This is a genomic window from Streptomyces sp. NPDC059010 (assembly GCF_042740355.1).
In the GTDB taxonomy this organism is placed as follows: Bacteria; Actinomycetota; Actinomycetes; order Streptomycetales; family Streptomycetaceae; genus Streptomyces.
Map to the genome: position 1 here is coordinate 1 of NZ_JBHYJA010000027.1, position 20,237 is coordinate 20,237.

Annotated in this window: 19 protein-coding genes and 4 pseudogenes; 11 read left to right on the forward strand and 12 right to left on the reverse strand. The window is 69.0% G+C overall.

From position 1 onward, the window contains the following. Positions 1–788 precede the first annotated feature (788 nt). Positions 789–1,388 (forward strand): DUF2637 domain-containing protein, encoded by a 600-nt coding sequence (locus ACFWYS_RS27275; RefSeq protein ID WP_384774175.1) that lies wholly within the window; start codon positions 789–791, stop codon positions 1,386–1,388. Positions 1,389–1,475: 87 nt separating this feature from the next. After that, positions 1,476–1,638, forward strand: a pseudogene (locus tag ACFWYS_RS27280) (nitroreductase); the annotation flags it as partial. 176 nt (positions 1,639–1,814) lie between these two features. Here the strand turns inward: ACFWYS_RS27280 and ACFWYS_RS27285 are convergent. Then, the gene (locus tag ACFWYS_RS27285; protein WP_384774177.1) at positions 1,815–2,468 is read right to left on the reverse strand and encodes a TetR/AcrR family transcriptional regulator; all 654 of its coding nucleotides are present in this window, start codon (positions 2,466–2,468) and stop codon (positions 1,815–1,817) included. Positions 2,469–2,656: 188 nt separating this feature from the next. Between ACFWYS_RS27285 and ACFWYS_RS27290 the strand changes: the two genes are divergently transcribed. From ACFWYS_RS27290 to ACFWYS_RS27305, 4 genes are all read left to right on the forward strand, one after another. Then, positions 2,657–3,013: an SDR family NAD(P)-dependent oxidoreductase gene (locus ACFWYS_RS27290; protein ID WP_384774180.1), complete on the forward strand. Its 357-nt coding sequence runs from the start codon at positions 2,657–2,659 to the stop codon at positions 3,011–3,013. A 63-nt stretch (positions 3,014–3,076) separates the two neighbouring features. Next, on the forward strand, positions 3,077–3,367 hold the full coding sequence (locus ACFWYS_RS27295; protein ID WP_384774183.1) for an SDR family oxidoreductase: 291 nt from the start codon (positions 3,077–3,079) through the stop codon (positions 3,365–3,367). Positions 3,368–3,681: 314 nt separating this feature from the next. Further along, the gene (locus tag ACFWYS_RS27300) at positions 3,682–4,461 is read left to right on the forward strand and encodes an oxidoreductase (RefSeq protein WP_384774186.1); all 780 of its coding nucleotides are present in this window, start codon (positions 3,682–3,684) and stop codon (positions 4,459–4,461) included. Positions 4,462–4,632: 171 nt separating this feature from the next. After that, positions 4,633–4,917: a hypothetical protein gene (locus ACFWYS_RS27305; RefSeq protein ID WP_384774189.1), complete on the forward strand. Its 285-nt coding sequence runs from the start codon at positions 4,633–4,635 to the stop codon at positions 4,915–4,917. A gap of 354 nt (positions 4,918–5,271) precedes the next feature. On the opposite strand, the gene ACFWYS_RS27310 is transcribed toward ACFWYS_RS27305, so the two are convergent. The 5 genes from ACFWYS_RS27310 to ACFWYS_RS27330 all read right to left on the reverse strand — a co-directional run bounded on the left by ACFWYS_RS27310 (position 5,272) and on the right by ACFWYS_RS27330 (position 11,078). Next, complete coding sequence (locus tag ACFWYS_RS27310) at positions 5,272–6,627, reverse strand: cytochrome P450 (protein ID WP_384774192.1); 1,356 nt, start codon at positions 6,625–6,627, stop codon at positions 5,272–5,274. Between the two features lie 342 nt (positions 6,628–6,969). Continuing rightward, complete coding sequence (locus ACFWYS_RS27315) at positions 6,970–7,992, reverse strand: LacI family DNA-binding transcriptional regulator (RefSeq protein ID WP_384774194.1); 1,023 nt, start codon at positions 7,990–7,992, stop codon at positions 6,970–6,972. A 63-nt stretch (positions 7,993–8,055) separates the two neighbouring features. Beyond that, on the reverse strand, positions 8,056–8,886 hold the full coding sequence (locus tag ACFWYS_RS27320; protein WP_384774197.1) for an ATP-binding cassette domain-containing protein: 831 nt from the start codon (positions 8,884–8,886) through the stop codon (positions 8,056–8,058). Further along, positions 8,883–9,896, reverse strand: coding sequence for an ABC transporter permease (locus ACFWYS_RS27325; protein ID WP_384774200.1), 1,014 nt, complete (start codon positions 9,894–9,896; stop codon positions 8,883–8,885). The genes ACFWYS_RS27320 and ACFWYS_RS27325 overlap by 4 nt, the downstream gene beginning before the upstream one ends. 165 nt (positions 9,897–10,061) lie before the next feature. Continuing rightward, on the reverse strand, positions 10,062–11,078 hold the full coding sequence (locus ACFWYS_RS27330) for a sugar ABC transporter substrate-binding protein (RefSeq protein ID WP_384774203.1): 1,017 nt from the start codon (positions 11,076–11,078) through the stop codon (positions 10,062–10,064). Positions 11,079–11,324: 246 nt separating this feature from the next. Between ACFWYS_RS27330 and ACFWYS_RS27335 the strand changes: the two genes are divergently transcribed. Further along, the gene (locus tag ACFWYS_RS27335) at positions 11,325–12,287 is read left to right on the forward strand and encodes a carbohydrate kinase (RefSeq protein WP_384774206.1); all 963 of its coding nucleotides are present in this window, start codon (positions 11,325–11,327) and stop codon (positions 12,285–12,287) included. A gap of 54 nt (positions 12,288–12,341) precedes the next feature. Beyond that, positions 12,342–12,644 carry a putative quinol monooxygenase gene (locus ACFWYS_RS27340; protein ID WP_384774209.1) on the forward strand — a complete coding sequence of 101 codons (303 nt, stop codon included), beginning with the start codon at positions 12,342–12,344 and terminating at the stop codon, positions 12,642–12,644. A 93-nt stretch (positions 12,645–12,737) separates the two neighbouring features. Here the strand turns inward: ACFWYS_RS27340 and ACFWYS_RS27345 are convergent. The 3 genes and pseudogenes from ACFWYS_RS27345 to ACFWYS_RS27355 form a co-directional block, all read right to left on the reverse strand. Next, a pseudogene (locus tag ACFWYS_RS27345) lies at positions 12,738–12,809 on the reverse strand (GH32 C-terminal domain-containing protein); the annotation flags it as partial. A gap of 334 nt (positions 12,810–13,143) precedes the next feature. Further along, positions 13,144–13,348, reverse strand: a pseudogene (locus ACFWYS_RS27350) (transposase family protein); the annotation flags it as partial. A 482-nt stretch (positions 13,349–13,830) separates the two neighbouring features. After that, a complete protein-coding gene (locus ACFWYS_RS27355) occupies positions 13,831–14,736 on the reverse strand; it encodes an oxidoreductase (protein WP_384774212.1) in 906 nt (301 codons plus the stop codon). A 93-nt stretch (positions 14,737–14,829) separates the two neighbouring features. Here ACFWYS_RS27355 and ACFWYS_RS27360 point away from each other — a divergent pair, with 93 nt between their 5' ends. Further along, complete coding sequence (locus ACFWYS_RS27360) at positions 14,830–15,408, forward strand: TetR/AcrR family transcriptional regulator (RefSeq protein ID WP_384774215.1); 579 nt, start codon at positions 14,830–14,832, stop codon at positions 15,406–15,408. Here ACFWYS_RS27360 and ACFWYS_RS27365 read toward each other — a convergent pair. Together ACFWYS_RS27365 and ACFWYS_RS27370 are read right to left on the reverse strand one after the other, a co-directional pair. Continuing rightward, positions 15,401–15,632 (reverse strand): annotated as a pseudogene (locus ACFWYS_RS27365) (ATP-binding protein); the annotation flags it as partial. The gene ACFWYS_RS27360 and the pseudogene ACFWYS_RS27365 sit on opposite strands and share 8 nt — an antisense overlap. Beyond that, the gene (locus ACFWYS_RS27370; RefSeq protein WP_384774217.1) at positions 15,614–15,826 is read right to left on the reverse strand and encodes a hypothetical protein; all 213 of its coding nucleotides are present in this window, start codon (positions 15,824–15,826) and stop codon (positions 15,614–15,616) included. The pseudogene ACFWYS_RS27365 and the gene ACFWYS_RS27370, both read right to left, overlap by 19 nt. 280 nt (positions 15,827–16,106) lie before the next feature. Between ACFWYS_RS27370 and ACFWYS_RS27375 the strand changes: the two genes are divergently transcribed. Next, positions 16,107–17,654: a family 43 glycosylhydrolase gene (locus ACFWYS_RS27375; RefSeq protein WP_384774220.1), complete on the forward strand. Its 1,548-nt coding sequence runs from the start codon at positions 16,107–16,109 to the stop codon at positions 17,652–17,654. A gap of 55 nt (positions 17,655–17,709) precedes the next feature. Beyond that, on the forward strand, positions 17,710–19,143 hold the full coding sequence (locus ACFWYS_RS27380; protein WP_384774222.1) for a glycoside hydrolase family 43 protein: 1,434 nt from the start codon (positions 17,710–17,712) through the stop codon (positions 19,141–19,143). Between the two features lie 81 nt (positions 19,144–19,224). Here ACFWYS_RS27380 and ACFWYS_RS27385 read toward each other — a convergent pair whose 3' ends face one another. Further along, positions 19,225–20,169: an SDR family NAD(P)-dependent oxidoreductase gene (locus tag ACFWYS_RS27385; RefSeq protein ID WP_384774225.1), complete on the reverse strand. Its 945-nt coding sequence runs from the start codon at positions 20,167–20,169 to the stop codon at positions 19,225–19,227. Positions 20,170–20,237 lie beyond the last annotated feature (68 nt).

Sequence of the window (20,237 nt, forward strand, 5' to 3'; positions counted from 1 at the left end):
TCCCACGGCTTCCGCCGAGCCACCCCACACCTCCGGATCATCGGTCCGGAGTGATCCAACCACCTTGAAGATCATTTCGTTAGGAGTTCTAAGTCCGGGGGTGGCCCCACGCGAGTGCGGCAATGTGGAACGGGACTGGGGTGCTACGGAGGGCCGGTGTGTCCAGACCTCGGGAGCGCGGCGAGCCCACGCTGCTGAGCCGCCTACCGCCGCCGGGCAGAACCCTCGGCTGACCGGCATCGGCGCTGGCCGATGTCTCAAAGAAGCCTGCCAGACCCCCGGCGGGCATGTCACATGGGCAGCCGGGGGCAGCGGGAGGTGAGCCTGGAGCAGAGGCGGGTCCGGGCGGGCAGTTCGGCAGTCCAGAGGGCGCCCCATGTGCGACGCGGGCAGTCGCGGTGCGGCAGCCGCACACGCACTTCGCCAAGGGGAACCGGCCGGTCGCCATCTTCGCTGCCGCCTCCTTTCTCGGACAGAGAAGTGATGTCTCAAGACAACCCGGCAGCCACCAAGAGAACGCCACCTGTCTTTCGCTGTCGCTGGATCAAGTACGGCTCTGGGAGGGGGCTGTCGATTAAGCGATGTGTAGTAGGGGCGTAGTCGTTGTTTGGCTCGGTTGAGCGATGATCCAGGCACGCCTTAACTGCGTTGCAGTGCGGTTTAACAAAGACTTCATCCAGTCATGTCCAAGGCAGCTGGGTTTTCCGGCCTTTCCATACGGAGGGTGAGGCGTGGACGGAGGCGGACTGGCCCGCAAGCAGTGCTGACCGTGAAAGGGGTCGCACGCCGTGGCACTCGACGGGGACGCATGGATCCGGCGCGGGGCAGCGCTGGTCGTGGCCGGTGTAGCTGCTTACGCCTCCTACGTCCACCAGTACACCTTTGCCCGGCAGGGTGGCGCAGATCGGGCGAGCGCGACCCTCTGGCCCCTGTCCGTGGACGGACTGTTGCTCCTGGCGACCGTCAGTGTGCTGAAGGTGTCCAGACGGACTCGTCGCCGGGTGCGCAGCATCGCCTGGCTGGCGTTCTTTCTTGGGATCGCCGTATCGCTTGCTGCGAACATCGCCGCCGCGTCGGCACTCGCATGGGGGCCGGTGCTGGTGGCTGGCTGGCCGCCGGTCGCGTTGCTGCTCGCGGTAGAACTCCTGGTCCACACGGTTGCCGACCCTTCCGAAACTGCGATCGGAAATCGGCTGCCACTCGGTGGCGTCGGTGAGGTCGATCCCTTGCTGAGCCAGGCTTGTCGCGTGGACGCCCGGCATCGCGAGCTGCATGAGCGTCCGATCTCGGCGGCGACACTCCGCAGGGAGCTGCGCATCGGCTCCGAGCGATCGCGGCGACTCGTGCGGTTGATCCGCAGCGGCCGGGACCGCGGACCGACGGATTGATCGTCTAGAGGACCACCTTCATGCTTCTCGCGATGCCACTCGGCTGGGTCGTTCATCGATTCGCCTGGGCTTGCCATCCGGTGTTGTCGCGCGCTTGCGGGAGACCCGGGCGATGAGCGGGAGTATCCGATGTATCTGGCCGAGCTGCCTTCGCCGTTGTCTGGACCGCTTTTCCGCTGCGGCCGCCCACAGGTACGAAGCGCTGGGAGTCGAGCGCGACGACTCCGACAGGCCCATGAAGATGGCCGCTCGTCCGTGAGGCTGCCGGCCTGGTGGACCTCCACCAGGCGGGCGACCCACCGGGCCGCGGTGGCGAACGCGACCCGATGTCCGGCCTGGCGGGCCCGGATCCCGAGCCCGGTGGCCAGGAGGTCTTGCCGGTGCCGGGCGGCCCCGGGCGCCTGGGACGGAACGGGCGAAGGAAGGCTACGGCGTAGGTGGTGCGCCGGTGCCGGCTGTCAGGGCGAGTAGGAGTGGTTTGGTCAGGATGGTCATCTCCACGGGCGTTCGCGGGCATCCGCGCTGCAGCCAGTCGGTGGCCACGCCGATGAGTGCACCGGCGACGAACGCTGCAGGAACGTCGTGCGGGCTGCCAGACGGGTCCGCGGTGTCCGGCGACGCGGTGTCGTCCGTGGCGGGAAGCTGCCCGGAGGAGTGCGCGGCCGCCGCGGTGCGCAGCCGTACGTGCTCGATGACGCGGGCACTGCCCGTCGGCCCCAGCAGGCTGCGGTAGAGGCCCGCGTGCTCGGCGAAGTGCGCGAAGAAGGCCGTCAGCCCCGGGTCGGGGTCCTGCGGAGCATCGGACGGGTTCGCGCGGGCGGGGTCGAGGGCGAGGACGACCCCGATCAGGTCGTCGATCATCGAGGTGCAGGCGGCCTCGGCCAGTTCGTGTACGTCCTGGTAGTGGGCGTAGAACGTCGAGCGGTTCACCTCGGCCCGCTCCACGACGTCGGCGACGCTGATCTGTGAAAGATCCCGCTCCTCGACGAGGTCGATCAGCGCGCGCTGCAGAGCCGTCCGGGTGCGCCGCACGCGTCGATCGCCCGGCGGGGCGCCGCTGCTGCTGTTTGGCGTGGTCATCTCCCTGATCTTACCTTTGCCGCTCCAGATGGACAACAGATGTTGGAGTTCCAACTCATGTTGGAAAACCGACAGCTGTGGGTTATTGTGAACTCGTCGAAACGGTCACCGCTCCGCTCAACGGACCCATCCATGCCGTGTGCCGGACAGGAGGCGGTGCTCAGCACACTCAGGAGAGGAACGAGGACATGCGAGGACTGCAGGGCAAGCGGATCGTGATCGCCGGGGCTACCGCCGGGATCGGCGCGGCGACGGCCGAGCGGCTTTCGCAGGAGGGCGCCTCGGTCGTCATCGGTGGCAGAAACCTCGACGCCGGGCAGGTGTTGGCCAAGCGTCTGAACGAGGCCGGTGGCAAGGCGATCGCGGTGAAGTTCGACCTGGCCGACGAGGACTCGATCAAGGCGCTCATCGACACGGCCGCCACGGAGTTCGACGGGATCGACGGGCTGTTCACGTCGGCGCCGAACTCTCCGCCCAGCACCTGGCCCGGGACAAGAACCTGCTGGAGACGGATGTGGCCGTATGGCGGCGCACCTTCGAGGTGAACCTGTTCGGCTACGCCATCGCCATCCGTGAGGTCGTCCCCCACCTGCTGGCCCAGGGGGGCGGTGCCATCCTCAACAGCCGCCATCAACTCGCCGGCCCGGCACGTCGCCTCCGCCTGGGGCAAGCAGGGGATCCGCGCCAACACCCTCGGGGTCGGCGTGACCATGACCGAAATCGCGCAGGAGCAGATCGGCGACGAGTGGCAGGCCAGGATTCTGGCCACGATGCGCAGTTCGCGGCTGGGCAAGCCCGCGGATGTGGCCGCGGCCGCCGCCTTCCTGCTGTCCGACGACGCGGAGTGGGTCAACGGGCAGGCCTGGGCAGTCGACGGCGGCCTGACCATCCGCGACTGAACGGCCCACCGACCGGGTGGCCGTCGCAGTGGTCGGCAGGCTGGTCGCGACGCCGTCCCGATGATCCGCGTTCCGGTGACGGGCACGGCGGACGGTGCCGGGACCGGCCATCCCTCCGACGCCTCATCGCCACGCCGCCCTCGATCGCCGACCCACGCCAGCGCCGCCGCCCGAGCGCAAAGCACCCGGCGCGGCTTGCCGACCGCAACGCCCGCCGCCGCCGACCCCCGTCGACGCCTGAGCCCGGCCTGGGGCACTGCCCCAACCCACATACCCACCATCCGCATACCTACAGTTCAAGGAATGGGAGTGTCATGAACCTCAACCTCACCAACAAGACTGCCGTCGTCACCGGTGCCAGCCGGGGCATCGGACTGGCCACCGTCCGGACGTTGATCGGCGAGGGTGTCCGTGTCGTGGGCGCCGCCCGCACCGTCACGCCCGAGCTGAAGGAAACCGGCGCACATGCGGTGGCAGCCGACCTGAGCACCGCGGACGGGGTCTCCGCCCTCTTCGACAGGGCTCTCGCCGAACTGGGCGGCATCGACCTGCTGGTGAACAACGTGGGCGGCGGGGACGGGGCAACCGTCAACTTCCTCGATGTCTCCGACACCGAGTGGACCGGCGCCTTCGACATGAACGTGCTCAGCGCCGTCCGTGCCACCCGGGCGGCTCTGCCCAGCCTGATCGAGCGCCGGGGAGCGATCGTCAACATCTCGTCCATCCTCGCCCTGATGCCCGGAGGCTTCCCGCCCGCCATCAGCGCGGCCAAGGCGGCGCTCACCGCGATCGGCAAGGCGCTGTCCGAGGAGTTCGGCCCCCAGGGCGTCCGCCTGAACACTATTTCCCCCGGCCTGGTCAACACCTCCGTCTACTCGGACCCGGACGGCCAGGTCGCCCAGTGGGCCGCCGCCTCCGGCATGACCCTTGCCGAATTCCGCCAGCAGATGGTGAAGGGCCAGAACGTCGCGACCGGCCGGATGGCCGAGCCCGAGGAAGTCGCGGCCCTGATCGCCTTCCTCCTGTCCGACGTCGCCGGAAACATCACCGGTGCCAACTACGTCATCGACGGCGGCACGATCAAGACCGTCTGAATGTCTACGTGGAGATGATGGGAGTGGCGACCACCGGCGTTGAGAAGCACATCGCCGACATGCAGAAGATGATCAAGGAATACCCCGACATGCTGATCCAGCAGCACACCCCGCCGGTCGCGGAGGGGGAATGGACCGCGTCGGTTGTCCACCAGGTCGGCTTCGGCCCCGATGCCACGTCCACGGCGGCTGTCCACCGCCACCGCGGGGGGGCAGATGGTCGAGGAGTACTGGTTCGGTCGGGAACTGACCGAGGGGGAGCCGGACCCGTACGCCGACGAGGAGCCGTTCATCACGATCACCAGCCCCGACAGCCACATGCTCCAGGTGTCGGTCGACGTACGGCCCGGCTGGAGTGTCGTCGTCCGCGGCAGCGAGGTGGGCAGGCGTTCGGCTACCTTCACCCGGCGGGACGACGGCAAGGTCGTCGAACAGTTCCGGTTCCTCGCGACCTGAACGGCACGTGCTTGGAGCGGTTGTCCCTCGGCCGCGCCGGCCGAAGACAGTCGCGAAACCTGTCAGGCTGGGCCGACATCACCGTTTGTCGGCCCAGCAGCCCTGGCAGCGGCGCGGGCGAGGCTCGCCCGTCGGCGAATTGCTCACTCACCCGCTCAAGAACCCGCTCCGCGATGGCAAGTTCGTCCCCCCGCCGGTCCTTCGGTTCCGGGACGGTGTGCACCAGCGCCAAGGCCGTCTTGGACGCGCACCAGTGGCCGGCATCCCCTTCCTTCGCCGCGCTAAGGCTGATGGGCATCGCGCGCGAGGGAGATGGCAACGCCGGCACCGTCCCTGACAGTGGTGCCGGAAGAGCTAGAGGCCGGCCCCGGCTCGGGGGCGGACGGTCATCCGCAGGTTGCGCGGCCGTACGGTGAGCCGGGCGACCTGGCGGATGACCTGGCCCTCGGCGAGTTCCAGCCGTACCGAACGCAGCATCGTCGCGAGCGCCGTGACCATCTCGGTGAGGGAGAAACGGTCCCCCATGCACTTGTGCTTGCCGTCCCCGAAGGGCACGAACGCGCCCGGCGGAGGCTCCTGAGCGGCGTCGGTCCACCGGTCCGGGTCGAAGGTGTGCGGGTCGGGGAAGCGCTCGGGGTCGCGGTGCAGGGCGTGCTGGCAGTAGGCCAGTTCGGTGCCGGCGGGCAGCGTCCACTCGCCGAGCCGGGTCTCCTCGGTGGTACGGCGGGTGACCAGCCAGCCGGGGTGGTGCAGCCGCAGGGTCTCGGTGATCACCCGGTCCAGGTACGGCAGCCGCATCATGTCGTCGAAGGTGACCGGCCGTTCGCCGAGGACCTCGTCCAGCTCGGCCAGGATCCGGGCCTCGATGTCGGGGTTGCGGGCGAGCTCGTACAGGGTCCAGGCCAGCAAGGACGCGGTCGTCTCGGTGCCCGCCACGGCCAGGAGGAAGATCTCGGAGCAGATCTGATGCCCGGTCAGCGGCTCGCCGGTCTCCTCGTCGATGGCGCGCAGCAGCATGGAGAGCATGTCCCCGGAGTCGTGCCCGGAGGCGTGCAGTTCGTCGACCGCGGTGCTGATGGTGGCGCGGACCTCGGCCCGGGCCCGGTCGAAGCGGCGGTTGAAGGGCAGCGGCAGGCGCTCGGCCCAGTCGGGCAGCATGATGCGCAGACCGACGCCGCTCATCACCACCGACACGTTGCTGCGCAGCCGGCGGAAGACGGCGTCATCGAGGCTGCCGGCGAACACCGTCTTGGCCAGCATGTCGAGACTGAGCCCGACCATTGCCTCGTGTACGTCGAGGGGCCGTCCGCGCTCCCAGGCGGCGACGGTGGCCGTCACCTCGCCGCGCATGAGGTCGACGTACCGGCTGATCTCGGTGTGGGCGAACGCGGGTTGAAGCTGGCGGCGTCTGCGTACGTGGTCGCGGCCGGTGGCGGTGACGACGCTGTCGCCCAGCAGCTGGCCCAGCTTGTCGTAGAGCCGGCCCTTGTCGAGGCTGGGGCCCAGGCCCTTGAGCATCTGGTGGATCAGGGCCGGGTCCTGGACCACGATCGTGCGCGTCCCGGGTTGCAGGATGATCTCTACGAGTGGTTCCCGTGTCTCGCGGAGCGAGTCGATGAAACCGAGGTTGTCGCGCATCTTCAGAGCGTGACCGATGAACGGAAACGATCCCGGCGCTCGGGGTATGGGGGGAGGCGCAGTGGACGTCACGGGTGATCCCTTCAGGCAGTCATGGGCGCCCCTATGACTTCCCTGAACCTTCGCCAGTGCAATCCTGTCATGAACGTGTCCTGCGCCACGTGGGACAAGACCCTGCGCACCGGCCCCAGTGATCGGGTGACGACATCGGCGTCCGCAACGCATGAGGCTCGTAAATGGGCTGGTCGGCAAGGGCATTGGCATGGCGGAGCCCCACGTTGTCGGCGTGGTGATCTCACTCATCACGCCTACGGCAAGGCCGCGGTCTCCCGGACGCGACAGACCCCGCAGTCCGGCAAACTGATCGGCCGCTGCCCGTGAACAGGTTGGTCCGAATGCGAGGCTGCAAGCCGTCTACGGCTTGGGCGCGGCTTGTTCGCCGGATCCGCGGACGATCAGCCGGGTGGGAACGGTGATGGTGCGGGCCCGGGAGCGGTCTCCGTCGAGGCGGGCCAGGGCGGTGGCCGCGGCGCTTCGGCCGATCTCCTCGGGGTCCTGGGCGACGACCGTCAGGGCCGGTTCCAGTGCCTCGGCGAGTGACACGTCGTCGAAGGCGACGACGGCGACGTCCTTGCGCTTGCTGCGGGCGAGTTCGGCGACGATGCCGAGCGCCATGATGTTGTTGCCGGCGAACAGGGCGGTGGGGGGATCGGCCAGTTCGAGGAGCTGGGCGGTGGCGGCCTCGGCGCCCGGCTGGTCGTGGGCGTTGGCGACGAGCGAGCGGTCGTAGGGGATGTCGGCTTCCTGCAGGGCGGCGCGGTATCCGGCGAGGCGTTCGCGGCGGGTGTAGAGCTTGGTGGGCAGGTCGCCGATGAAGCCGATGCGGCGGTGGCCGTGGGCGATCAGGTGGGCGACGCCCTCGTGGGAGCCGTCCCGGTTGGAGCTGACGACGCTGTCCGTGGCCAGGCCCGCGCCGGGGCGGTCGATGAAGACCACGGGCAGTCCCGCGGTGCGGTGGGCCTTGAGGTGGGAGTGCTCGGCGCCGACGGACGGCACGACCATGAGGATGCTGACGCGGCGGGCGAGGAACTTGTCCGTCAGCGCGCGTTCGCGGTCGGGGTCGTCCGCGGAGGAGCCCATGAGCAAGGTCAGTCCGCGTTCGCGGACGGTGTCCTCTATGGCGCGGGCCACGGCTCCGAAGAAGGGGTTGGCGAGGTCGGGGATGACCAGCCCGATGGTGGTGTCCGGGCCGCCGACGCGGATGTTGCGGGCCATGAGGTTCGGCTGGAAGCCGAGTTTGGCCACGGCGGCGAGAACCTGTTTCCTGGTCTGTTCCGAGGCGTATCCGTCCTCGTTGAGGACCCGGGAGACGGTCTTGGCGCTGACGCCCACTTCTCGGGCGACGTCTGCCAGGGTCGGGCGGCGGTTCGCTGCCATGGAGGAAACGGTCTCCTGTCTCGTCGGTTCCGACCGCGGCCTCGGCCGGAACCTGTGAGTGCTTCAGTTGGCCTGGACTCCCGCGGCCTTCGCCGCCTCGGAATCCGCTACGACAGTACCTCCGGCCTCGTCGACGCTGAGCGCGCCGGTCATGATCGCGACGACCTCGGCCATGGAGTAGTCCGAGGGCTTGATCACGGCAGCACGCCGGCCGAGGCGGTGGACGTGGATCCGGTCGGCGATCTCGAAGACATGCGGCATGTTGTGGCTGATCAGAACGACCGGCATGCCCTTGTCGCGGACGCGGCGGATGAGGTCGAGGACCTGTCCGGACTCCTTGACGCCCAGGGCGGCGGTGGGTTCGTCCATGACGACGACACTGCGGGCCCAGGCGACGGCGCGGGCGACCGCGACGGCCTGCCGCTGTCCGCCGGAGAGGGTCTCGACCGACTGGGTCAGCGAGCGCAGGCCGATCTTCAGGTCGGCCATGTGCTCGGCGGCCTCCTGACGCATGCGCTTCTTGTCGAGCATGCGGAAGGCGCTGCCGAGGACGCCGGGGCGGCGCAGTTCGCGGCCGAGGAACATGTTCGACGCGATGTCCATCGAGGCCGCCACCGCGAGGTCCTGGTAGACCGTCTCGATGCCGTGGGCACGGGCACTTTGCGGGCCGGAGAAGGTGATGGGCTTCCCGTTGAGGCGGATTTCGCCCGCGTCGGGGACCACCGCGCCGGTGAGCGCCTTGATGAGGCTGGTCTTGCCGGCGCCGTTGTCGCCGATGACGGCGAGGACCTCGCCGGGCAGCAGGTCGAAGTCGGCGCCGTCGATGGCGGTGACGTGGCCGTAGCGCTTGAACAGCCCGCGGGCCTGCAGCACGGGGGTGGGAGAGCTGGTCATCGGGCCTTCTTCCGGGAGATCTGGTCGACGGTCACCGCGAGGATCACCAGGACTCCGGTGATCAGGGTCTGGTAGATGGAGGCGACGCCCATCAGCTGCAGGCCGTTGCGGAAGACGCCGACGATCAGGACGCCGATGAAGGTGCCCAGCACCGAGCCGCGCCCGCCGAAGAGGCTGGTGCCGCCGAGGACCACGGCGGTGATGCTGTCGAGGTTGTCGGTCTGGCCGGCCTGCGGGTCGCCGACTCCGGTGCGGGAGATGAGCAGCAGGGCGGCGATGCCGTACAGGAGGCCGGCCACGGTGTAGACGCCGATGGTCAGGCGGGAGGTGCGGATGCCGTTGAGGCGCGCCGCTTCCGGGCTGTTGCCCAGGGCGTATACGTGTCGGCCCCAGCTGGTGCTGCTCAGGGCGTAGGCGAGGAGGAGGAACAGGCCGATCGTGACCAGCGAGCCGTAGGTGATGTCGGTCCTGCCGAGCGGGAAGGTCTGGCCGAGGGCCGTCAGCGGGCCCGGCAGGTTGGAGACCGTCTGCTCCTCGGAGTAGATGTGGGTCAGTGCGAACGCCACGTTGAGCATGCCGAGGGTGACGATGAACGGCGGCAGCGGGATCTTCTGCACCAGCGCCCCGTTGAGCAGGCCGAAGCCGCCGCAGACGGCGATGCCCAGGGCGATGGCGGCGAGCGGTGGCAGGGAGCCCTCGGCGGCCATCTTGGCGATCATGATGCTGCCGAACGCCATCACGGCTCCGCAGGACAGGTCGATGCCCGCGGTGAGGATGATCAGCGTCTGGCCGATGGCCAGTGTGCCGACGACCATGACCTGCTGCACGATCAGCGAGAAGTTCCCGCCGGTGAGGAACTGGTCGGTCGAGACGGAGAAGAAGACACAGGCCAGCAGGAGGGCGGCCAGCGGACCGGTGGTCGGCTGCGTGAGCAGTCTGCGGACCGTGGTCGGTGCTTTGAGCTCGGCGTAAGGCGTGGACGTGGAGGGTGGCGTGGACGTGGCGGTCATGCGAGGTCCTTGTCGGAAGACTCAGAGTCCTTGCCGGTCCTTCTCGGACGGCAAGAGGACGAGGGGGCGGCCGTTCCCGGTCGGGGAGGAGGGACCGGCCGCCCCGCTGAGGGGTGTCGAACAGCGGCAGCTGCGGGGTTCAGAGCGGCGGCCGGGGGCGGCGGCTCAGCCCCAGCAGTTCTCCAGGCCGTAGGCGGTGTCCTTGGACGTGACACCGTCCTGCGCCTTGTCGGTGATGAGGGTGACGCCGGTGTCGGTGTAGCCGGACGCCTTCTTGCCGTCCTTGGCGTATGTCGCGACGGCCTTCACGCCCTCGGCGGCCATCTTCAGCGGGTACTGCTGCGAAGTCGCGGCGATCTTGCCGTCCTTGACGGCCTGGGTGCCGGTGCAGCCGCCGTCCACGGAGACGATCAGCACGTCCTTCTCCCGGCCCTTGGCCTTCAGCGCGGTGTACGCGCCGAGCGCGGCCGGCTCGTTGATGGTGTAGACGACGTTGATGTCGGGCGACTTCTGCAGGCAGTTCTCCATCGCGGTCTGGCCCTTGGACTGGTCGCCGCCGGTGTCCTGGGCGCAGACGACGTCCTTGTCGGTGGCGCCGAAGCCCTTCAGGAAGCCGCTGTGCCGCTGGATGCCGACGGAGACACCCGGCGCGAGATCCAGGGCGGCTATCTTCGCCGACTTGCCCTTCATGGCGGCCTTGGCGTACTCACCGATCAGCTCGCCGGCCTTGACGTTGTCGGTGGCGAAGAGGGCGTCGACCGCGCTCTCCGGCTCGGTCGGGGTGTCCAGGGCGATGACCAGAACGCCCTTGGCCTTCGCCTTCTCGATCGCCGGCACGATCGCCTTGGAGTCGCTCGGCGTGATCAGGATGCCCTTCACCCCGGCGGCGACCATGTTCTCGATGGCGGTGACCTGACCGGCGTTGTCCCCGTCGAACTTGCCCGCCGCGGTGGACAGTTCGACACCGTTCTCCTTGGCGGCCTTCTCCGCGCCCTCCTTCATCTTCACGAAGAACGGGTTGGTGTCGGTCTTGGTGATCAGACCGACCTTGACGCTGCCCGATCCGCCGCTCGCGGTGCCCGATCCGGATCCGGATCCACAGGCGGTCAGAGTGAGGGCCGCGACGCCGGTGCAAGCGGCGACTCTGAGCAAGGAGGAGGGCAGACGAGAGATGCGTGACATGAACGACTCCTGCGGGATTGCGGGCGAGCGGCCGGCATCGAGGCATGCCGTCCCGAGGTGTCATCGTTGACTTATGTCATCGTTGACACTTCTTGGCGAGGATGATGGACTCCGCCTCCAGGCAACGTCAATGCCTTGCACCCGTCACAAATCGGCAACGCCCGTGGCCGCCGCCCGCCCGAAGCCGCTCAGCGGCTGCCCGCTCCGTGCCCGTTTCGCCCGCGCGTTCTCAGAGAAGAGCAGCCCATGAACCCGCATCAGATCACCGTCCTGGGGGAGTGCGTCGCGGACGCGTTCACCGAACCCGCAAGTGCCGGGAACGAACTCGCCCTGCAGGTACTGCCGGGCGGCGGACCTGCGAACACGGCCGTGTCCCTGGCCAGGCTGGGCACGCCGGCCCGCTTTCTTGCGCGTCTGTCCGGCGACGTGTTCGGCCGCTTGTTCCGGACTCACCTGGAGGCGTCGGGCGTGGACCTGTCCTATGCCGTGGCGGCTGCCGAGCCCAGCACGCTGGCCGTGGCCGAGCTGGACGCCCAGGGGCAGGCCGCGTTCTCCTTCCACGCGCAGAACACGGCCGACTGGCAGTGGGCCTCCGGGGAACTGGCAGGGGTGGACCTGTCCGAAACGGCCTGTGTGCACACCGGGTCGCTGGCCCTGGTCCGTGAGCCCGGTGCGGTGGTGGTGGAGGAGTTCTTGGCCGCGGCCTCTCGCCAGGCCACCGTCAGCATCGATCCCAACGTCCGGCCGCTGCTGGTGCACCCCGACGTGTACCGCGCCAGGCTGACGCACTGGTGTGCCCTCGCCGACATCCTGCGGCTGAGCGAGGACGACCTGGAACTGCTCCTGCCGGGCACCCCGCCGGAGCAGGCATGCGACACCTGGCACGCCGCAGGGGTACGGCTCGTCGTGATCACGCTCGGCGCCGACGGCGCCTTGGCCTCACTCGACGGTGAACGGCTGCGAGTGCCCGCGGTGCCGACACAGGTGGTCGACACGGTGGGGGCCGGGGACTCCTTCACCGCCGGGCTGCTGCACCATCTCGCGGCCCGCGGAAGCCTCGGCGGCCGGCTGGCCGGTCTCGGTCTCGACGAAGTCGCGGAAGCCTGCCGGTTCGCCACCCGGGTCGCCGCCCTGACGTGCTCGGTCGCCGGCCCCAATCCGCCCTGGCGCGACCAGCCGGCACTGCTCGCGACCGCCGGCGACTCCTGACGGACGTACGTCGTCCACCACCCCGACTCCACCCACCGAGAAGGAGACGAAACCATGACGAAAACCCTGCTCGCCGAGTTCACCGCCCGAGAGGGAGCGGAGGACGAGGTCGCCCGTCTGATCCGGGACTACGCCCTGAAGGTGCGCGAAGAGGAGGGCAACCTGACCTTCGACGTCTACACCAAGGCGGCCAACCCGCGCGCCTGCTGGATCTTCGAGGTCTACCGGGACGAGGACGCCTTCAAGACACACCTGAATGCCGCGTACGGCCCCCCGTTCAACGCCGCCCTCACCCCGCTGATCGAGGAGGACGCCTCCGTTCTGACCTTCCTCGATCCGCTGGCCACGCATCCGTAGCGAGCGTTGAACCGAGCAGCTGTGGCGGAACGGCACGCCGCGCACTGCTTCGCCGGTCGGCCCTGTGCTGTCCGTGAGGGTGGCGGTGCCGTTCTCGGCGAAGACCTCGACGGACGACCAGTCGAGGCGGATACGCAGCTCGACCTTGCCGTTCTTGGCCTTCAGGGTGAGGTCCGGACGCCGGGGAAGGTGCTGTTGAAGTCCCCGGCGCCGGAGCGGGTGCGGTCGACGTACGGCTCCTGCGTCGAGGTGTCGTAGCCGATGACGGTCTACTCGCCATTGGCGCCGGTGCGGACCTTCAGGCCGAAGCGGTCGGCGTCCTTCAGGGAGAAGTTCGCCTCGATGTCGAGCGCCCTGCCCTTGGCCGCGGGGCTGATCAGGGGCTTGGAGGTGGTCCTGACGGTGACGCCGGACGCGGTCGCCGCCGGGCGTTTCTGGCGGAGCGACTCCAGGCTGTCCACCAGCTTGCTGGCCAGCCGGATCTGGCCGTCGACAGTGCGCAGGGGATAGTTCTTCGACTGCTCGGCCACCGTGTGGTCACGCGTGGGCACCAAGGTGCCGTCCACGATGAGCACGGTGCCCTCGCGGAACCGTCGGCTTGGCCGCAGCGCGAGCATTGGACCGAGGCGGTTGATGATGCGGTCGGCCGCAGACTTCGAGATTCCGAACAGCGGCGCGAGCTGGCGCAGCGTCAAGTTGGTTCGCCTCTCGTCACCAGCCGGTACGGTGCCACGCACGCAGAACCAAGGGGGATGAGCTGGTGCGCCCAGTGTTGCTGGTAGATGTGGACGGACCGTTGAACCCATATGCCGCGAAGCCGCACCGGCGGCCCGAGGGCTATCAGACGCACCGCCTGCTGACCCCTCGCTGGGAGGCCGCCGAGCGGCGCCGGCTGACTGAATGGGGTCTGCCGAACAAACCCGTGAAGCCGACCCACGACGCGGCCTTGCCATCGACGACTTCGCCACGCTAACGGCATGGGCGACCGGCCTCGACTGACTCTGCAGCGCGGTCGCCAACCGGCTGCGACGCCCTCCTCCGTGATCGTTTACGGGACAAGTCTTGGCGAGGCGGGCAGGACACACGGCGGTCTCAAGAGGCCCTCGCGATCGAACACTGCGGTTACCCGCCGCGACCGCTCCCCAAGATCTGTGCCAGAACCGGGTTTCAGCAACACCCTGGAGCGTCATTGAAGCGCGAGAGCCGGGGCGAGAGTGCCGCTCCCGGCTCTCGGTCGAGGTTTGCCGTCGGTCTTGGGTGCGGCGTCGTCAGCGCGGGAGGCCGACCGCTCGGGAGATGACCGCGTCGAAGGCGCGGTCGGGCAGGATCCGGCGCAGGGCGATGAGCGGGCGGGCGCCGAAGCCTTTGGCGTCTTGGGGCGGCGGGCGGTGACGGCCTTGCCGATGGTGTCGGCGATGACGGAGGGCGGGGAGTTGCGCTTGGCGTTGGCCTCGGAGCGCAGGGACGAGGCGACGGCACTGGCCTGGGCGGCGTAGGCGCCGTCGGCGGAGGACTTCTCCAGCATGTCGGCGGCGATGGCGCCCCATTCGGTGGCGATGCCGCCGGGTTCGATGACGACGACGTCGATGCCGAAGGGCTTGGCCTCCAGGCGCAGGCAGTCACTGAGGGCTTCGAGGGCGAACTTGGTGCCGTGGTACCAGCCGCCGAGCGGGGTGTAGATCTTGCCGCCCATGGAGGTGATGTTGACGACGGTGCCGGAGCGCTGGGCGCGCATGTGGGGCAGGGCGAGCTGGGTCAGGCGGATCGCGCCGAAGACGTTGACCTCGAACTGGTAGCGGGCCTCGTCCAGGGAGACGTCTTCGAGGGCGCCGTAGGAGCCGTAGCCGGCGATGTTGACGAGCGCGTCGATGCGGCCGGTCTCGGCGGTGATCTGGTCGATGCCGGCCTGCATGGAGGCGTCGTCGGTGACGTCCATGGCCAGCGGGCGGATGCCGCGCTCGGCGAGCTTGTGCAGCCGGTCGGTGCGGCGGGCGGCTCCGTAGACGGTGTAGCCGAGTTCCTGGAGCTTGAGGGCGGTGGCTTCGCCGATGCCGGAGGAGGCACCGGTGACGAGGGCGGTCTTGACGGGCATCTCGGGTTCCTCTGCGAGTAAGATGAACTTCGGTTCACCATTTACCATGAACCATGGTTCATGTTGTTGCAAGTCGAGAGGGAGGCGAGCCCCGTGCCCCAGGCCAGGGCGCCGCGCGCCGACGCGGTCCGCAACCGGAAGAAAATCCTTGCTGCGGCCGGTGAGCTGATCACCGCCCGCGGGCCCGAGGCCGGGATGGACGAGATCGCCGCTGCGGCGGGTGTGGCGGTCGGCACCCTGTACCGGCACTTCCCCACCAAGACGGACCTGGTCGCCGCCGCCGTCGCCGAATACGTCACGCAGGTGGCCGACGACGCGGAAGCCACCCGTGCGCGAGTGGTCGCCGGTGCCTGCGCGCTGGACGAGCTGACCGCATTCCTGGGCCGCGTCATCGAGGCGTCCGTGAGTGACCGTGCCGTTAAGGCCGCCGCGCAGACCCTGGGGGCGCAGCCCGGCGACCGTACCGACGAAGAGCGTGCCGGGGCAGCCGTCACGGCCCTCATCCGCGCCGGTCAGGCCGACGGCGACATCCATTCCGACGTCACCGTCGACGACATTTATCTGCTGTTCTCCACCGCCCCCACCGACCAGCCGCCCGCGGCCCGAGCCCGCTGGCTCACTCTCGTCGCCACGGGCCTGACCACCGCCCGGGAAGCCGCGGCGGTCAGGTAGCGGCCGCCTGCCCGGCTTTGCCGCGGGTGTGGGCGAGCCGGTAGGGGTCGGTGCCGGTCTCGATGATCGTGCCGTTGAAGGTGAGCCGGTCGACGATCGCGGTGCGGAGCCGGGGGTCGGAATGTCTTTGTCCAGCCGCCGAAGGACTCGTGGGAGGCGATGGCGATGGCCTTGTTCTCCTCGCGTTCCGTCAGCACCTGGAACATCAACTCTGCGCCGTGCCGAGCCGGTCGAAGACCCGCTTCGCGGTGTGCTGCTGCTTGCGCGGCGCTTCCAGGTCCGCCCGCAGCATCTCATCCACCAGCCACTTGAACGGGTCCAGCCGGGTCGGGCGGGGCGGGAGCTTCTTCCGCGGCTGCGGCCACGCGGACTTCAGTGCCTGCTGCACCGTGGGATGACCGACCCCGTACTTGCGCATCGGGGCACGCTTGCCCAATCCGGCACGGTGATCACGACGGATCGCCGCGTACAGACCAGGCCTCGACTCGGCGCTGAGGGGAGTCAACAGGCGCTCCCCGCCTAATGGTTTCGCCCAGTGCCTCAGTTCTTCGACCTCCCTCTTGACACCCCCTCGGGGGCCCCTCTAGCGTCTGGCCGAATTTACGAACAGTGTTCTAAATATCGAACATATGGCTCCCTGGATTCCGCCGACCCGTCTTCCAACGCCGCTCCACGACACGAACGAGGATGTCCCTGTCATGAGCATCAGTTCAGAATCCGACGGCGTGGAGTCGCCGAGACGCCGCGTCCGGCAGCGCGTGGGGAGGGGTTCCGCTGCCGTCCGTCGGCTGGGTGCCATGGCGATGGCTCTCGCCGTCGTCGGCGGTGCGATGGGCGGGGCGGTGGTGACCGCGCCAGACGCGCAGGCGGCCACGACGACGTTCACGAACCCGCTCAACAGCTCCGGCGCCGACCCGTACATGACGTACTACGACGGCAGCTACTACTTGATGACGACGCCTTACAGCGGGCCGTTGACGATGCGGAAGGCGCCCACGGTCGAGGCGCTCAAGTCGGCTTCGCCGGTGCCGGTGTTCGGTGCTCATGCCGTGGGCCGTGACCACTATGTGTGGGCCCCGGAAATGCACCTGCTCGACGGCCCCAACGGTAAGCGCTGGTACGTCTACTACTCCGCCGGCACAGGCGACATCGAGGACCAGCGTGTGCATGTGCTGGAGAGTTCCGGAACCGACCCGCTCGGGCCGTACACGTACAAGGGCATGATCTTCGGCGCGAACGACTGGTGGGGGATCGACGGCAGCGTCGTCACCATCAACGGCCGGCTGTACTTCGTCTGGTCGGGGGTGGCGACACCGCAGTGGGCCGGGTCCGATCCGAGCATCTACGTCGTCGCGTTGAGCAATCCGTGGACCGTGACCGGACCCCGTACGCGGATCTCCGCCCCGGCCCACGCCTGGGAGAAGCAGGGCACCCCGATGAACGAGGGCCCGGTCGCCTTGCAGCACGACGGGAAGACGTTCATCTCCTACTCGGCGAGTGCCTGCCAGGGCCCGGACTACAAGCTGGGCCTGCTCACGCTCACCGGCGGCGACCCGCTGAACGCGAGTTCCTGGAGCAAGAGCACACAGCCGGCCTTCCAGCGCGATGACGCGGGCAGCGTGTTCGGTCCGGGCCACAACGGGTTCTTCAAGTCACCGGACGGCACCGAGGACTGGATCGTCTACCACGCCAACTCGTCGTCCTCCCAGGGCTGCGGCACCACCCGTACCACCCGCATCCAGAAGATCACCTGGAACGCGGACGGGTCACCCAACCTCGGCGTGCCGACGGCCACGGGCACCGCGCTGACCGTGCCCTCCGGCGAACCGGCCGTGACGTACCACCGGCTGACCAACCGCAACAGCGGCAAGGTCATCGACGTCCAGGCGCCCAACACCGACGACTTCGTGAAGGTCGGTCAGTACGCCTGGAACGGCAGGCCGTGGCAGCAATGGCGCTTCGTCGACGTGGGCGGGGGCTACTTCCAGGTCGAGAGCCTCAACAGCGGCAAGTGCCTGGACGTGAACGGCGCTTCGACCGCCGACGGCGCCGGGCTCATCCAGTTCCCCTGCCATTCCGGCGCGAACCAGCAATTCCAGCGGGTCCCCGTCGACGGCCATCACCAGCTCAGGGCCCGCCACAGCGGCAAGTGCGTCAACGTCGTCGGCGCCTCGACCGCGGACGCCGCCCTGCTCGAACAGCGCACCTGCGGCACAGCCGCCAGCTTCCAGTGGTCGCGTCTTTGACCAACCCGCCTTCACCCAGCGGGCACCCCCTACACAGACAAGACAGGAAACGCACATGCTCAGGGTTTTCACCCGGCTCGCGGCGATATTGGTCGCCGCCTGCCTGCTCTTCACTGCCCAGACCTTGACCACACCCCAGCGGGCCGCCGCCGCCGAACCGGGCTACCTGATGGTGCACTTCACCGGGGAGGGGGCGACCAACCAGCAGATGTACCTCTCGCACAGCCCGGACGGCGTGCACTGGAACGACCTCAACGGCGGCGGCATGGTCCTGCGCTCCACCGTCGGCACACGCGGGGTGCGTGACCCCGCTCTGGTCCGCGCCCCGGGCGGCGGCAAGTACTGGATCATCGCGACCGATCTGTGCATCGGCTGCGGACAGTCGTGGGGCGACGCCCAGAACAACGGCAGCCGCAGCCTCGTGGTCTGGGAGTCGAGCGACTTGGTCACCTGGTCGCAGCCGTGGCTGCTGAACGTCGCGGGCGCGATCCCGGACGGCCGCAACGCGTGGGCGCCCGAGGCGATCTGGGACCCGCAGACCAACGACTACGTCCTGTACTGGGCGACGAACGCGACCCTGGGCGGCGTGCTGAAGCACCGCATCTACTACGCCCGCACCAAGGACTTCCGCACGATCACCACCCCGCAGCTGTACATCGACCGTCCCGGCACCCAGGGCATCATCGACACCCAGATCATCGAGACGCCGGCCGGCGTCGGCAACTACCGCTACGTGCGGGCCTCCGGCGACGGGCAGATCACGCTCGAAGGCAGCAACTCGATCCTCGGGACGTGGACCCGCCTCGGCGACCTCTCCGGCATCGGCCTCACCGGCTCCCAGGTCGAAGGCCCGATGTGGATGAAGTTCAACGGCCGTAACGAGTGGGCCCTCTACCTCGACCAGTACGCCTCCAGCGGTGGCTACATGCCGGTCCTGACCACCGACCCGGCCGACCCCGCCGCCTACCGGAAGCAGGCTTCGGGCAGCTACCACATGGGCGGCACGAAGAAGCGCCACGGCTGGATCCTGAACCTGACGGCCGCCGAGGAGAGCCGCGTGCTCGCGCGCTGGCCCAACACCGCGGCCAACCGGCTCCAGTCGTACAACTTCCAGGACCGGTACGTCCGGCACACCGACTTCGACGTGCGCATCGACCCGAACGTCAGCCCTGCCGAGGACGCCCGGTTCCGGGTCAGGCCCGGTCTGGCGGGCTCCGGCACCGTCTCCTTCGAGTCGGTGAACTTCCCCGGGTACTACCTGCGGCACTCCGCCTTCGACTTCCAGCTCGCCCACAACGACGGCACCGGCCAGTTCGCCCAGGACGCGACCTTCCGCCAGGTCGCCGGGCTCGCCGACTCCACAGCGGCGTCCTATCAGTCGTACAACCACCCCGACCGGTACATCCGGCACTACGGATTCCAGCTGCGGCTCGACCCGATCACCACGGCGACGGGGCGCGGCGACGCCACCTTCCGGGTGACGAACTGACCCGACCAGGACGCCGGGTCGCGGCCGTCCGCGCCGCGACCGCCACGGCGACGAGCAGCGGGTGCGCGCAGCAGCGCAGCGTCATCCGAGAACGCTTCCGCCCTGGCAGCGTATGTCGCGCGTGAACCGTTCGGCGGCCTCCCAGAGTTCGCCCTCGCGCCGTGCGTCGTAGGACTCCTCCGAGGAGCGGGCCGAACGGTCGCGGTCGACGTAGGAGCCGGTCTGCGCCCGGACTGTGCCGAGGGCGACGTCGGCGAGGCAGCGGCCCGCGAAGTCGCGGCTGGTGGCGAACGGGGTGAGGGTCAGCAGCGGCAGGACGCGCCGCATGGCGAACCGGGAGACGGCGTCCGCGTTGCGGGCGAGCCCGGTGCCGGGGACGAAGCCAGGGTTGTAGGCGATGGCGTCCACCCCGGCGGGCAGCCGGCGCGCGTACTCGTGAACCAGGTAGATCGCCGCCAGCTTGCTCGTCGAGTACGCGGTGCGCCCGGCGGCCGTGGACTGCGGCTTGGGGAAAGCGCCCGTGCGGGCGAGGACATCCGGGGACTTCCAGACCGGGCCTGGCACCATGCCCAAGTTGTGCTTGAAGTCGCCGAAATGGGTGTCGCTGGCGGTGATCACGATCCGGGAGGGGGCGATGAAGCGGTCCTGGAGCAGGCGGACGAACAGGTGATGGGCGAGCACGTTGACGGCGAAGGTGGACTCGAACCCGTCGGGTGACTCGGTGAGCGCGTTCGTGTACTGCACACCCGCGTTGCCCACGAAGCCGCGCAGCGGCGGGAGTTCACCCGCTTCGAGCCGGTTGCGGATCTCGGCGGCGGCCGAGCAGACGCTCTGCAGTGAGCCGAGGTCCGCCGGGACGTACGAGACCGCGTGCCCGCCCGCACCGAGCTCCACGGCAAGCCGTGCTCCTGACGATCCGCGGGCAACGACGACGAGGTGCACGTCCGGCGACCGGCGCAGGATGTACTCCGCGGCGACGCGGCCGATCCCGCGGGTCGCGCCCGTCATCACTATGGTCCGCCGCATGGAGGACTCCTCTCCTCAACTTCTCAACTGGTCAGCCGATGCCATCTGGTGCCATCCGAGGCGTTCGG